At 43.0% G+C, this 12,960-nt stretch carries 8 protein-coding genes and 2 pseudogenes; 5 read left to right on the plus strand and 5 right to left on the minus strand.

Annotation, left to right across the window (positions count from 1 at the left end):
• Positions 1 to 54 precede the first annotated feature (54 nt).
• Positions 55 to 227, plus strand: a pseudogene (locus tag PGR74_RS03165) (histone H1).
• A 458-nt stretch (positions 228 to 685) separates the two neighbouring features.
• Here the strand turns inward: PGR74_RS03165 and PGR74_RS03170 are convergent.
• From PGR74_RS03170 to PGR74_RS03185, 4 genes are all read right to left on the minus strand, one after another.
• Positions 686 to 1,426, minus strand: a complete 741-nt coding sequence (locus tag PGR74_RS03170; protein WP_270516689.1) for a hypothetical protein — start codon at positions 1,424 to 1,426, stop codon at positions 686 to 688.
• Between the two features lie 11 nt (positions 1,427 to 1,437).
• Positions 1,438 to 2,013 carry a hypothetical protein gene (locus PGR74_RS03175; RefSeq protein ID WP_041503163.1) on the minus strand — a complete coding sequence of 192 codons (576 nt, stop codon included), beginning with the start codon at positions 2,011 to 2,013 and terminating at the stop codon, positions 1,438 to 1,440.
• A 426-nt stretch (positions 2,014 to 2,439) separates the two neighbouring features.
• Complete coding sequence (locus tag PGR74_RS03180) at positions 2,440 to 2,838, minus strand: hypothetical protein (RefSeq protein ID WP_041503164.1); 399 nt, start codon at positions 2,836 to 2,838, stop codon at positions 2,440 to 2,442.
• Positions 2,839 to 2,869: 31 nt separating this feature from the next.
• Positions 2,870 to 6,262, minus strand: a complete 3,393-nt coding sequence (locus PGR74_RS03185; protein ID WP_041503165.1) for an ABC transporter permease — start codon at positions 6,260 to 6,262, stop codon at positions 2,870 to 2,872.
• Positions 6,263 to 7,428: 1,166 nt separating this feature from the next.
• Between PGR74_RS03185 and PGR74_RS03190 the strand changes: the two are divergent.
• Positions 7,429 to 7,755, plus strand: a pseudogene (locus tag PGR74_RS03190) (alpha/beta hydrolase); the annotation flags it as partial.
• Between the two features lie 85 nt (positions 7,756 to 7,840).
• Positions 7,841 to 8,479: a trimeric intracellular cation channel family protein gene (locus PGR74_RS03195; RefSeq protein WP_041503167.1), complete on the plus strand. Its 639-nt coding sequence runs from the start codon at positions 7,841 to 7,843 to the stop codon at positions 8,477 to 8,479.
• Between the two features lie 177 nt (positions 8,480 to 8,656).
• On the opposite strand, the gene PGR74_RS03200 is transcribed toward PGR74_RS03195, so the two are convergent.
• Positions 8,657 to 10,018: an MFS transporter gene (locus PGR74_RS03200; protein ID WP_110688455.1), complete on the minus strand. Its 1,362-nt coding sequence runs from the start codon at positions 10,016 to 10,018 to the stop codon at positions 8,657 to 8,659.
• Positions 10,019 to 10,134: 116 nt separating this feature from the next.
• Between PGR74_RS03200 and PGR74_RS03205 the strand changes: the two genes are divergently transcribed.
• Positions 10,135 to 11,274: an isochorismate synthase gene (locus PGR74_RS03205; protein WP_041505272.1), complete on the plus strand. Its 1,140-nt coding sequence runs from the start codon at positions 10,135 to 10,137 to the stop codon at positions 11,272 to 11,274.
• The gene (gene menD, locus PGR74_RS03210; protein WP_041505271.1) at positions 11,255 to 12,958 is read left to right on the plus strand and encodes a 2-succinyl-5-enolpyruvyl-6-hydroxy-3-cyclohexene-1-carboxylic-acid synthase; all 1,704 of its coding nucleotides are present in this window, start codon (positions 11,255 to 11,257) and stop codon (positions 12,956 to 12,958) included. The genes PGR74_RS03205 and menD overlap by 20 nt, the downstream gene beginning before the upstream one ends.
• The last annotated feature ends 2 nt before the right edge of the window (positions 12,959 to 12,960 follow it).

Here is a 12,960-nt window from a genome sequence, read left to right on the forward strand (position 1 = left end):
CCATTTAAAAATCTTATATCTGTCGGTGCATTTTAAATGACTGATAAAAAATAGATGAGAGAACAGATTGAAAAAATTGCAGAAGTTTATCTTGCGTTCCGAGAAAGATGCCAAATCTCAATTGCTCAATGGGAATAAAGCTGTCGGTACACGTGCCGGAAAAGCCTCTTTGGAATAAAGTATTGAAAGAGTTTCGAAAAGTTTCACTCGAGGTTTCTAAAGGATAAAGAAACGAGCCTGACACAAGAAGGAGATCTTTTGAGATCTTCTTCTTGTATTTTGCAATGTATTCATCTGAACGTCAATATATAATGGTGAGATTATAATCCAAATTTAAAAATAAATCAATAAATTTACAAGGTGAAGTATCTCATATTGTTTTATCGGTTTAGTTTTTACTTACTAAAAGCAAAAAAACTTCCTGCGGCAAACATAGACAAGACTTCTTGTTGGCAGTGTACGTATACCATAAAATACACGTATACGTCCTGATAATATTCATTGTCGTCTGCCGCAGGGATGAATAGAGGTGAGACGTGGTACGTATTCTTTTTAATATCAGGTTGGTAGTCGGTGGTTAATTCTCTCGATACGTGGCCTTGTTTATAAACACGGCCTTTAAAATCGTCTAAAAAAGAAAAGAGATCGGGTAATTATCTCCTTTCTCGTGGTTATCTTGAATGTTTCATTTATTTTTTTCCCTTTTCATGAATTCCTCGATTGGAATTAGAGAATCACCCTTGATCACGTGGCCTCCTGTCTTGTCAAAAAATTCCTTTAACCCTTTCGCATTCTCGTGAGCACTGACAATATAGTCAAACAATTCACTCTCGTAAGCCTCCGGTTGGCCTGTGAACCGGTAATAGGTAGTTTTATTGTCGTTGGTATAGGCAAAGTGCGGTAAACCATATATTGTTATTAATTTTAGATGAGAAGAATCCGGGTACTCTATCTTTTTAGGAATCCAAGATAAAGTTTCCTTGATAAAATTAGCATCGTCATAAAAGATTCCGATATACCATTTGTCCTTTTTCTTCGAGGCTTCAAATATAGAAACAATCTCCCCGCTCATTTTACCTATAAACATCATTTTATCCTCCGGGGGATAACAGCAAGTTATAATCCTTTCCGGCGTGGGATCTCTAAAAAAATCTTCCTCGTTAAACTCGTAATAAGGAATCCGGTACACCTCCATTCTTTCAACTACTTGAGGGGAAAGCAGAGATCCACTACTTTTGGATCTGGCGGTGTTGTCTTTTGCCCTATCCAGTATATCCCATTTAACGGCATTATAAACCTTTGTTTCGTTGGAAGCAAGAACCTGATTTGGGTTGAGTAAAGAATTATTCGTGGCCGAGGTTATCTTTTTCTCGGAACAACTCGTGAACAGGAAGAAGCATGACAAGAATAACGTGATCTGTTTCATAATCGTTCGGTTTATATTATACAAATTAGTTGAATACTGGTATCGTTTTCGTATACTCTCAGGTATTTAGAACTTCCGTCATAAGGGTCGATGTAATACACCTTCCATAATTTTTGAAGTCCTTCTATAGTAGCTTCAATTCCATATACTAAAACACAATGATGTAATGAATTAATAAATCCATAACAAGGGAGTGGATAGAAAAGTTGATGTTCCCCGTATTTAAAAGTAGAACTTATATTGGTAATAGATAAGGGCATAGCTTTATGATATATTCCTAAAAAGTGAGGACATTTGAGAAGATCCACGCCATGAAGACAGAATTTATTATACTCTTCGCTCGCATGATCATCTGGAAATTTCTCGCAGCAATCTATACTTGTTGAATGAAACTCGTGAACGTACATTGTTGCGGCATTGCATTGTTCATGACTCTTTTGTGTTTTCATCTCTATACAAGCGAACACGCACCATGTACTGTATTCTTGAACTGATTTTTGGCCAAAATAAAAATTTGCTCCCCAGCGTTGCCCGAAGCTGAAGTTTATTATTGTAACGAATAAAAAAGAAAATACAATCTTTTTCATACATGAGTGATTTTTAGATACCGTAACAATGAAATACATTATATTAACAAATATATAAAAAATATTTTAGAACAAGTTTATTCCCAAAATTAAAATTATTCTTTTGTGATAGTGTAAAGGCTTAGTTCTCCACGAGGGCAAGTCGTTTGTTGACCGTGTACATATTCTTTTTAATATCAGGTTGGTAGTTGATGGTTAATTCTCTCGAGATGTGGCCTTGTTTATAAACACAGCCTTCAAAATCGTCTAAAAAAGAAAGGAGATCGGGTATATCAAATTCATGAACGGGCCTTTAACAAGGATAAGGGAAATAAAATTTGAATAGTTAGGACAATTTGGAAACCGACCAAAAGTAAAACTCTCGGTCGGTTTCGTTTTTTATAACGCTATTTAATAATCCCTCGTTAAACCTGTTTCGCTATGTAATCAATCTATTCTCACGACCGCCACTTTAACGGTTTTACTTTGATTGAAATTTTTAATTCCATTGTTGTTATATTTCCCGGAAATTGTTATCGTGATCGTGTAATTTCCCGCTTTCTTACCTTCCCCCGTAACTTGATATTTAATCATATTATAGTCATTATCTGTGACTTTCTCGGAAACAGGAAAATTTTCTGGATCGCTACTAACCGACTTAACGTCTAATTCTCTAAACTCCCCGTAAGTTTTATAAATTGTTACTTCAAAGTCAGCTTTATCACCTTCAACAATAGCTTTTGTCATCGGGCTAACAATCCACGCCACGTCTCCCTCCGTCGCGGCAGGAGAAAACGAGGTCAAAAAACAAAAGATCCCGCTCAATACAAGTAAAATTCTTTTCATAATGTTTGTAATTTAAAGGTTTATAATAAGTTTAACGAGGGGCACGACCTGTAACTTGTTCATCTTTAGCGCCAAGATATTTCCACCTGACGGCATCCGCCCAAATGAGCTGACCGGGTATTCCTTTATCCAGGAGAGACACGCACATCGTTCCGGGCACGCAATAAAATTTCCCTATCGACGTCCAGCCCGGTTGACCGGAAATCTCGATACTGGTTTCTTTCAATTCACCGTTACACTCGATCGTGTAATATTGCGAGAACGACGGTTTAGTCGTGTTATCGCTCTTCACGTGAGAACCCGTGTATTTTATCAAGCCCGGCGGGATATAGACCGAGATCTCGTAATATCCTTCCCTGTCGATCCCTGCGCTCCAGCTCACCCCGTCACCGGAATTCGACACTGAACAGGCCATAGTCGTGCGCGTGGGATACCCGTGAGCCGTTTGATCTATCCTTGTTTGCCAGTCCGGGTTTAATCTATCAAAATAAATTATATCCTTCTCGTGAACAGCTTCTTCCTGTCGCCCTCTTTTCCATCGTTTGATAAGCGATAACCCGCGGGTACCGCGAGAGAACCCGGCATCCATGTCATCAACGATAATCTCCCCGGGCGGGAATAAATCCCCTTTACCGATTTTTTCCTCTCGATTTAGCGTGTCCACTGAAGCGACGGATGAAAGGAACTCCTCGAGAGGGATATCGGGAGGGTAATTTCGGGAGAGGTTCAATTTCAAAACAGGCTCGGAACACTTGCCACGAGCCACGTGACTTATCCTTCTTCCCTCCCCCGCCGGGATCCGATAATGATAATTGGAAGGAAGCCTGGCATAAAGTTCCGAGAAGTAAGACAGGGTAACAAAACCGTCTGTCTGGCTGTCGTTGTAAACGGTGAAAACAAATCGCGTCACGTCGTTACCGCTATAATAGGGTCCATCCGCGCTAACCCGTCTCGCGTCAATATCCTTCACGATAAACGAGGGCAAGCGATTTTGTTGATACCAACCGGGTAAAATATCCAGCAAATTTATTCCCAGATCACGTCTCATGTCCCGGTCGAGGTCCTTTAAATCGACACGATTAAAATGCCTCCGGGAAACATACTCCCGTAGATAGCCGGCAAGCTTGCCCGTGGGGACACCGTGCAAGTCCAGGAGAGACAATAATTCATCCGTTTTAATATTCACGAGCCTACGCGTCAATTCCGGGCTCAAGCCGGGGTACCGGGACACGTCTTTCAACCCGCGGGTACTTAAAAAACGAATCCCCTCGCGATAATTTTCCAGGCTAATAAAGGAAAAAGCGGCCGCAGCCGGGTTAAAAGAGTTTTTTACCATCGTGTTGAACACGGTCTCGATGACCGGGTAATCGAGCGAGTGAAAAGAATAGACATGGTTATAAAAGAGAGGACCGGTAAAGAACAAGTTATTCACTCTCGCCGGTTTTGACGGTCGAAACGTCAATCGATCAATCGCACGTTTTAAACGAGGGTAATACACGGGCCTGATTTCTCTCTCCAAGTAATTGGTATAGATCGACTGAATCATATCGAGTTTCACCCCCTTCTCCCCTCCCGTGAAATACTCTGCAAATTGCTTGCTATGCCTGTTCAACGCCCACCTGTCCATCCAGGGCGTGGGCATGCGCTCCGGGAAAAAAATAATCTCAGGTTGCACGTACTCGCTTCCCCCTCTTTGATCCCGGTAATACGTGACAAAGGTACGGGGAGTCTCGATAAACAGCAATCGCTTGAACGGGTACTCTTTATTAAAATCACGTTCAATCGAAGGCTTCAAATTGCCGGAAAAATACCCCGGCAAATCGTTCAAAACATCTTCATACGCCTCCACGAAGATCCCGTGTCCTTTAAACAGGAAAAGCTCGTAATCGACAGAATCCAACCGGAGGTAACGCCTTTCATAATCCCCGACGCACAGGCTAATCCCGGTAAGAGGGTAATTATTCTCGAATACGACACCTTCCCCGGTATCCCGCCGCTCTCCTTGCGAGATGACTGTTTGGCCTTTCACGCCGTGAACGGTCAACCTGTAACCGGTAAAATTTTTTTCAATGACATACGGCGAAGCGGGGTTTACCGGGGGGACCGTGACGGGATACCACAAACCCTCCGGGTTTAACAACACCTGATGCTCGTCCAGGTAAGCGTACCGTTTGCCACGGGGGCACAAATCCCGCGGATGGCCCTCTACCCACGAGTCCTTTAGCTCTTCTTCCGGCACGTCGAGATAAAAAATGTTTTCATCGATACCTCCCTCGTACACCATCTCCACCCGGAGCGTGTCACCCGGCAAAACGGATTTCCCGACGACAATGACCTGATCCTTGCGACGGAACGAGACGGTATCATCCCCCACCGTCAACGATTTCACGCGTAACCCCGGGTTCAAGTAAAGTAAAAAATCGGGCAAGACCTTCCCCGTTTCGTTCAAGAGTTTCATCCGGCTAAGGCCCTTTAGCCGGCGGCCGGCGGGCGTGACATACAACTCCTGAGTCAGGAGGTATAACCTGTCATGATTCACGTGGCGATCATACACTTCGGCGTAACGAGCCCGGCGGGCGTACTTGCGAGAGTATATTCCCTGAACGGCTAACAAGCAGGCAAGTCCCAGCAACAATATTCCGCCGGCCTTTTTCCCTGTCGCCACCCGTTCCCCGGGACGGTTCTCCAGGCGTCGACAAAAAAGTATCGAGAAAAAAAACAACCCGACACCCGCCAACAACCACCCCAGGCGTTGTAAAAGATAAGGATAAACATCAGCGAAACCGGTTATCTCGGAATACTCGTTCGGTAACGTCAGCCCGGAGAAATTAAGAATACCGGAAAAAGATTCTCCAGACAAGGAGACGGTTCCCCAAACGCAAGCGAACAAGATTATCATGGAAACAAACGATTGACGTAAAAGACTTAAAATAAAAAAGGAGAGACCGAGCATGAAGACCGTGGCCGGGAACACCAGCGTCACCAGGTAATAGGGGTAAAGCCACGGGTTAAAAGGAGCCTTGCTGGCAAAGACATGAACAAGCATGCCCAGGGAAAAGAGGACGATCGCCCACGCCACGAATACCCGGACAAACCCGATACCGACTCCCGTGTAATACTCTGCGTTACTTGCGGGACGGGCTTTGATGGAATCGAGCGTATCAATTTTTTTCCGGGAAAAAAACGATGCGGAAAGAAAAATCAAAACCGGGTATTGCGACAAGGTGAATAAAAAAGCGATCGTATAGGGGAAAAGGGAAGCCATGTGGACTTCTCCCGATCCTTTGGCGGGATTAAGCGCGCTCAAGTTAAACCCGACGTGAAAAAGGATACAGGCCGAGATCAAGATAAAAAAGAACCTTCCCAGGCCGGATCGAAAAAGCAGTTTGGCCTGCACGCGAGCTATTAATCCACAACTTTTCATGTCAATCGAGAACTTTAGTGTAAAAAATACGCTTGTAAGTTATAAAAAATTATTTAAAAATAAAATAAGAAAATGATTTTCATGCTATTGTATTATTATGAACTACCGTCAGATTAAAAATTTATAAATCAAATTCTTGCAATGAAAATTTTCCTTCTGTCTTTTGATTCGTTTACCTCCATCTTGCTCGCGAGCGGTCAGTCGGGCCAATCTTTCCGCTTTCCGAGTACAATAAAAATAGGTTTAATAAAATTTACGATGATTGAAGGAAAGGCTATTTTTGATGCCTATTATGTATATTTCCTATCGTACGTAAGAAAGTCTGAACGCACACGCTATTATCTTTTAAAATTGTACGTTAGATCTCGTCCGTAACCATCTTCATTTATAACTTTCAGAGTGATATCCAACCCGCTTTTTAAAAGTTTACCCTGTTTTTATTGCCGTGAAAATTATTGCGTGATAACCATTTTGCAGATCTTCTATTCGTGCGGCTATCACAACATGGTTAATATCTGTTGTTTCTTGTTTTATAACGTCTACCTGAATATCGGCATCTTCGTAAACATTTATTTTATAAGGATGTATCCAATTGTTATATCTAACATAGCCTTCATACGTATCCCATACGCCTGTGTTCGTGTTGAATATTCATCAGTTTGATACAATCGATTGGTGAATAAACTTTTAGAGAAATACTTGAAATACAGAGGTACCGATTTGCCAACCATACGATTTTCAGTGATTTGCGACGCCGTGCTATCAAATACCTCTTTCGATTATAACGGAAGTCATAATCCCTGAGCATAAAGGTCCCTTTATCAAATATTTGGTTTCATTCTTGTACACGGTTCATTGAAAAGGATATAATCTCATAGATTATAGCTACTTTTATAGTTAAAATTCAACGGGTCAATAATAAATGGCAAAGATTACAATAAAGGACACAGGCGACACAATTATATCAGTCAATGAAAATGACTATATCAGTCTGCCAGACATAGCAAAATACAAAATGTGATGCCCCGACTGCAGTTATTGGGAGCTGGCCCATTTAATCGAAATACAATTGAATATCTTGGAATCTGGGAGAGTTTATATCGCACGAATATTAAAGGACTGTCTAACACGTTTCAGACCATCCCAATTATGAAAATTGGTTATGCTCGTTTCTCGACCGTTTCGGCATTACACTTGCCGCAGACATGGATATACCGAAGAACGCAGAGGGCATACTTACGACAATCGCCGTAAGCGGACTATTCGGAGCGGTGAAAGAACAATCGTCCGGCACTTACGCCCAGATGCTCGCCGAACGAGGTTTTATCACCCTTGCTTTCGACCCGTCTTTTACAGGCGAAAGTGGAGGAGAACGTCTCAGCATTGCCTCTCCCGACATCAATACGGAGGATTTCAGTGCGACAATGTACTTTCTTACCACATTCGACCGTCTAAATCCGGTGCGCATCGGCATACTCGGTATCTGTGGTTGGAAAGAAACACAAAAGAAACCCCTTCCTGTTTTATTCGCCTATTCGATAGATTTATCGTAACTTTGCCACCGCTAATAACAATAATATGTTCCATTTTTCAGATATCAATTTTACGACAATTATCGACTACATCGGAACCTTTGCTTTTGCAATCAGTGGTATCCGATTAGCATCAGCAAAGAATTTCGATTGGTTCGGGGCATACGTGGTCGGGGCAGCCACGGCTATCGGTGGCGGAACCACCCGGGATCTTTTGCTCGGAGTGACGCCTTTCTGGATGCACCAGCCCTCTTATTTAATCGTTACGGCACTTGCCTTAGGCTTTGTTATCCTTTTCGGAAAACACGTGATCAGATTGAATAACACCTTCTTTATCTTCGATGCCATCGGATTGGGACTATTCACCGTGGTCGGCATTGAAAAAAGTCTGTTAAGCGGATTTCCTGCCTGGGTGGCGATTATCATGGGAATGACGACCGGAGCCGTCGGGGGAGTTATCCGGGATATCTGTATCAACGAGGTTCCTCTGATTTTCCGAAAAGACATTTACGCGATAGCCTGCATCATAGGAGGATTCATCTATTTTTTCTGCGATTTTATACAAATCGGCCCGGTATCTACTCAAATCGTCACGGCAATTAGTGTCATCATCATTCGTGTCTTAGCCGTAAAATATCATATCAGTTTGCCCGTGTTAAAAGGAGAGCATCACAATAATCCATAAACTTATACACGATCCCGATCGGATCATAGAGAGGAACCACTCCGATCGCAGGAGATACGATAATCTAAAGTTTAAATCGTAAATTTCTCCTTAATCTCTAAAATCCCCCAATTATTTAATCGAACAATTTCAAAATCCCTTAATCTCAAGATCATTCAATAACTTAAATCTTTGAATCTAAAAGTTCTCCTCTGAGTTCTCTATGCCGACAGCAATTTCAGGGATAATGCCTTTTTCCACGTAAACAGGCCGGGTCAGGCGGCGGATCAACGGGCGATAATGCTCGAAAAGGCAAGCAGCCAATACGCAACCGATACCCGAACACATAATGATAGCGGGTAACCCGATATACTTTTCAATAGCTCCCAAAACCATGCTCCCGATCGGAGCCATCCCCGTAAAAGTCATGGCCATATATCCCATAACCCGCCCCCGCTTGTCCTCATCGGACAAAGTCTGCAACAACGTATTGACGGAAGCTACTGCCGCTATTATGAAAAAACCGATCGGTATGCATAAGATCGTTGCCACCCAGGGAACGGAGACAAAAGATATCAGAATAATCCCGATTCCAAGTAAGAGTGTGGATAACATCACCACCTTTCCCAACCCCAACACGCTTTTCCGGGCCGCCAGATAGAGGGCCGCCCCGAAAGAACCGATCCCGATACTGGAGAGCAATACGCCCAACATCTCGCTCTCTCCCCCGAGGATCGTCTTCACGTATGCCGGAATAAAAGTCATCAACGGGATACCGAAAAAGCTAACGCTACTCATTAATAACAATAAAGTCCGTATAGGAATATTTTCCCATACATACCGAAATCCGTCTTCTATATCCACCCATACCCGCTGAACAACCGGTTTCGGCCGGAAAGGGGTCAAACGCATCATCAATAAAGCAACAATAACACCCAAATAACTGATTCCATTCAATAAGAAACAATATCCCTCCCCGAATAATCCGATCAATACACCTCCTACAGCCGGACCTATTAACCGGGAACCGTTAATTACCGCTGAATTTAAAGCTATGGCATTCCCCAAATTCTCTTTCGGAACCAAACTCGGATAAAACGATTGCCGGGTAGGGTTATCCAGGGCATTGATCAAACCGATAAATACACTTAAAACTAAAATATGCCACACTTCGATCCAACCCGATAAGGTCAACCAAGCCATAATCAACGCTTGCAACATAGATAAACTTTGGGTAAAGATCAAAATATGACGACGGTTAAAACGATCGACAAAAACACTCATGAAAGGTGTCACGAGCAAGATCGGAATCTGAGCCATAAAAGTCACCGTGGCTAACAAAAAAACGGAACCCGTCAAACGGAATACCAACCAGCTCATGGCGATTTGCTGCATCCACGTTCCGATCAGAGAAACACATTGTCCGCCAAAATAAAGACGGAAATTATAATTTTTCAAAGAAGAAAAAATATAAAAAAAAGCACTCGAGTTATTGGGTAATAACTCTCGCCATCCTTTTCTTCCTCCCCAAAATTTCTTTCTATTTTTATCCTCATGCATTCCGATCAGAAATCTAACTTAGGCAAAAGTAGTCAGATTTTAAACAATGTAGACATCAACAGCAGAATTTTGGCTATTTTTGTAAGACAAATTCGTTTAATAAAGAATTTAGTACTATGTCGGAAACAAAAAGCAAACTTTCTATCGCGGAAGTGCAAGGAATCTGTCTGAGAAATAATATTCCTTTTTACACGTATCGTCTACCCGGTTCTCAGGAGATGGTTTTCGGAGCACAGCTTTCAAACGATATCAATATATTCAATGGTTTCGATAAACACCAGAAAGGCAAAGGATTTATCATTGCACCTTTTAGCCGGGCCTCCTGGAGTTTTCCTTTTTTTATCAAAGAAGACCTCGCTTTTACCGATTACCTGTGCGACCAGGAAGCGATCATAAATCTTCAAAACACGGTATTCAATACCCCCGAACGCAATTTTACCAAAAACGATTGCGATCATCTCGAATACCTGGATGAACTCCGGACTTTAATCGCGACTTTAAAAAGAGAATCCATGAAGAAGGTGGTCTTTTCACGAACAATTACCCTCCCTTGCGATTCACTCAAAATGGCTCCCATTCTTTTCGAGCAGATGAAACAATATCATCACGCTTTTCTCTTTTTCGTGGTCATTCCCGGCAAATGTGCCTGGATGGGAGCTACCCCGGAAACTTTTTTGAAATACGACAGGAACGGTTTCTTTACGATGTCTCTTGCCGGAACACAACCGGCCACAACACCTAAAGAAAAAATCGTGTGGAGTGAAAAGGATAGAATAGAACAACAGATCGTAACGGACTATATTACTCAGATTTTACAACCTATTTTTACTCGCAATTTAGAAATAACAGGACCGGAAACCGTACAAGCCGGAAACGTATACCACCTTTGTACCTTGTTTAAAAGCGACGAACAACTGCCTGCCGAAGAGATAGATCAATTGATTTCCCTATTGCATCCGACACCGGCGGTTTGCGGCATTCCTAAAAAGAGGGCCATGCAACTGATTTCAGAAATAGAAAAACAGGAACGGCGGTATTACGCAGGCTACTTAGGCCCCATACAACAAAACGGCGCCTTCAATCTTTTTGTAAACCTACGGAGCATGGAGCTTTTTAACGATGCATTAAAACTATACGTGGGCGGCGGAATTACTCCGGCCTCCGACCCGGAAAACGAATGGGAAGAAACTTGTACAAAAGCCGATACCCTGTTAAATTTAATACGACAGATCAATTATGGAAAAACTACATTCTGATATAGAGAGCGTACGTATACTCACGGAACTGTTGGTTCAAAAGGAGATTCACGATATCGTCCTCTCCCCGGGCTCCAGAAATGCCCCCCTACTGGTCTCCGTGGCCAAAGAAAAAAAGTTACGGCATTTCGTCATTCCCGATGAACGATCCGCCGCCTTTTTCGCTTTAGGCATAGCGCAACAAAGTCAACGAACAGTCGCCCTCATTTGCACATCCGGAACCGCACTCCTGAATTATGCTCCCGCGATAGCCGAAGCTTATTATCAAGGGATTCCCTTGCTTGTCATTTCGGCCGACCGTCCGCCGGAATGGATCGATCAGGACGATAGCCAAACCATCCGGCAAAACAACATCCTGACCCCTTTCGTCAAATACTCTTGCCAGTTACCGGTAAATATCGTTACGCCGGAAGACCGGTGGTATGCCAATCGTTTGATCAACGAGGCGATCAATGCCTCCCAGACAGCATATAAAGGTCCTGTACACGTAAACATACCCCTGCGGGAACCCCTGTACGGATTTCACTCACACGGGATATCGCCCCAGCGAATCATCCGGGTAAGTCCTACTCGAACCGAACTGCTGCCGGATGAAAAAGCAAAATTACAAGGATTATTCTTCCGGTATAACAGAATTTTACTGATCGTAGGTTTCCATACACCCGACAAAATTATTACCCAACAAATAGAACAACTCATCCTGCAACATAAAGTTGTCGTCTTAACCGAAAATATAGCAAATAAAAACATCCCGCAGGCCATTCCGACCATCGACCGGGTTTTGGCCACGATCCAAAACGAAGAGGAATCCCTCTTCGCTCCCGATTTATTGATTACTTTCGGAGGAGCCGTCGTTTCGCGAATGATCAAAACTTTTATTCGCCATCATCCGCCGCGGGAACACTGGCATATCGATTTAAGAGAAATTGCCCCGGATACTTATCAATCCCTGACTCTACCGATAAAAATGGAGGCCCGGGCTTTTTTTACTCAACTGACAAGCGGATTAGCGGAAAAATCGGAACCTTCGGATTATTTCCGGCTCTGGAAAGAAAAAGAGAACTTAGCGGAAAAACGGCATCATGAATACCTTAGCCGGATTCCATGGTGCGATTTGAAGGCTTTCTCGCTTCTTCTCCCCGCCTTGCCCGCGAATACGCGTTTACAATTGGGGAATAGCACCCCCGTAAGATATGCCCAACTTTTCCATTGTAACACGATAGCAAGAGCAGACGGAAACAGGGGGACAAGCGGAATCGACGGATGCTCCTCCACCGCTGTTGGGGCCTCCGTGACAACTCGCGATCCAACGATACTGATTACCGGAGACATCGGATTTCTATATGATTCGAACGCTTTATGGATAAAATACAAGTCTTCCAATTTAAAAATCGTTGTTATCCAAAACGGAGGAGGGGGCATCTTCAGATTTCTTCCCGGTCCCTCCGTATTGGATGAGGTAGAAGAGTTCTTTGAAACGCCGCATCAAGTCGATATCGTTCGATTAGGAGAGCTCCACGGATTTAAGGTATTTGAAGCAGACAACGAAATAACCCTGAAAGAATGCATCTCCTCTTTTTTTCAACCGGCAGAAAAACCTTATCTGTTAGTTGTAAAAACACCCCGGACTGTAAACGGCAATATATTGAAAGAATATTTTAAACACCTAAGTAAAAGAAACTGAAT

The organism is Sanguibacteroides sp. AM78-02pH3A (genome assembly GCF_027666085.1).
GTDB lineage: Bacteria > Bacteroidota > Bacteroidia > Bacteroidales > Marinifilaceae > Gabonibacter > Gabonibacter massiliensis.

Coding starts and splice junctions, on each gene's coding strand:
- PGR74_RS03170 (WP_270516689.1), bottom strand. CDS start 1,426: ATGAAACAGATCACGTTATTCTTGTCATGCTTCTTCCTGTTCACGAGT.
- PGR74_RS03175 (WP_041503163.1), bottom strand. CDS start 2,013: ATGAAAAAGATTGTATTTTCTTTTTTATTCGTTACAATAATAAACTTC.
- PGR74_RS03180 (WP_041503164.1), bottom strand. CDS start 2,838: ATGAAAAGAATTTTACTTGTATTGAGCGGGATCTTTTGTTTTTTGACC.
- PGR74_RS03185 (WP_041503165.1), bottom strand. CDS start 6,262: ATGAAAAGTTGTGGATTAATAGCTCGCGTGCAGGCCAAACTGCTTTTT.
- PGR74_RS03195 (WP_041503167.1), top strand. CDS start 7,841: ATGTTCCATTTTTCAGATATCAATTTTACGACAATTATCGACTACATC.
- PGR74_RS03200 (WP_110688455.1), bottom strand. CDS start 10,018: ATGCATGAGGATAAAAATAGAAAGAAATTTTGGGGAGGAAGAAAAGGA.
- PGR74_RS03205 (WP_041505272.1), top strand. CDS start 10,135: ATGTCGGAAACAAAAAGCAAACTTTCTATCGCGGAAGTGCAAGGAATC.
- menD (WP_041505271.1), top strand. CDS start 11,255: ATGGAAAAACTACATTCTGATATAGAGAGCGTACGTATACTCACGGAA.